General features: G+C 42.6%; 1 protein-coding gene. It reads left to right on the forward strand.

Annotated elements, in window-relative coordinates:
- The first annotated feature begins 466 nt into the window (after positions 1-466).
- Positions 467-1,189 (forward strand): YagK/YfjJ domain-containing protein, encoded by a 723-nt coding sequence (locus tag ACNQ0W_RS25060; RefSeq protein WP_003846939.1) that lies wholly within the window; start codon positions 467-469, stop codon positions 1,187-1,189.
- Positions 1,190-1,448: the final 259 nt, after the last annotated feature.

Genomic DNA, 1,448 nt, shown 5'->3' on the forward strand with positions numbered 1-1,448 from the left:
ATGTCTCGTGGGCTCGGAGATGTGTATAAGAGACAGATTATAAACAGTACATCGTACCTAACACTCACTTCGTTCGTGTGCTCGCTGCGCTCACGATCCATCTTGCTATCATGATATTTTATGGAATAAAGCATGACTATCTTATGCTTTCAACCAAATATAAAGGCATCAGATAATCCTTTTAAATTACCCCCCCAATGCTACGACCAATCCACACAATCATCATTCCCCTTTCATTGACAGGCGATAATTGTTGTTCTGTTGCGTATGTGCTGATATGATTAAAGGTTTGATAAATATATTCGTAGACTTTGTTCCGTAGTATTCCTCTCCTCGAAAACATCCCCAACGTCAGATACAAGGCGGCTTTGCGCTATCGCAAATGCCCTCGTTTTACCGTGGTTTTAGGTAGTAACTATGTAGGGGGGTGTGATCTCTTTCTGAGTACAAAAAGGTTAATTTAACAATGATGCAACAATCACAAGCCCTGTTCGAATCGTCGATTTTATCGGCAACAAGTTTTCGTACCGTCTACCATGAACACGGACGTTACAAAACCATCAATGGCAACTTCTTTGTTCATGATGGTCACGAATACCGCATTAACAACAGAATCGGTTCTGGTGTTCGCCACGATATACTTATATCAACAATCAACGAACTGAACGCAATCCTGAAGCTCTACAGTCGAGTGTTCCTGACCCGTTTTGATCTCCACCTCCCTGAGTTCACTTCTGTTGAAGCAGGTAACAAATACATACGCAACCTGTTCAAACGATTACGTGACCGCCTGGAGTCTGGAAACAACGGTTTATCAGAACCTATCATCGATTTTGCTTACGGTTGGGTTTGCGAACAGGAAAAGGCTTCACAACCCCATTACCATTGCTGGATTGCACTTCCACATCGTTCGGTAAGATGGTTTGGAACGCCAGAAAGAGGGATCGCTGGTATTATTACGGAAATCTGGATGAAACTGACAGGTGGTAAAGCAACGCTGGTAAACTTGTCTAAAGCCACTAAAGACTATCCCGATCACTACGTCATTCATCGTGAACATCCTTCATCACTCGAAGGTCCGGTATTCTGGCTTTCTTACCTGGCAAAAGAACGTGGTAAAGCGCAAACAGGGAAGGGAACACGCATGTACTCAACATCAAAATTGAGTTGTAAAGCACTAAATTCGTAAATATCGCACAGGAAGCCCGTAGCGCGTTTTTCTTTCCAAGGTATGCAACCGCATTGCCCATATCATGAAAATCGCTTACAGCCTCGCTCAGAGCGTTTTAAGGCATAATTTGTAGCTGGTTAACTTTATGCTTCGGTCAGATGCATGATAGTTCAACTATAGTTGCTTTGCTTATAGAATAATACATTCCTTCAAAATTCCGAGCGAAGCGAGGGACACGAACGTAGTGAGTGTCTGTGTACTATGTACTGTTTATAAT

The sequence above is a fragment of the Enterobacter cloacae complex sp. 6730903 genome (assembly GCF_048283985.1).
Taxonomy (GTDB): Bacteria; Pseudomonadota; Gammaproteobacteria; order Enterobacterales; family Enterobacteriaceae; genus Enterobacter; species Enterobacter hormaechei_C.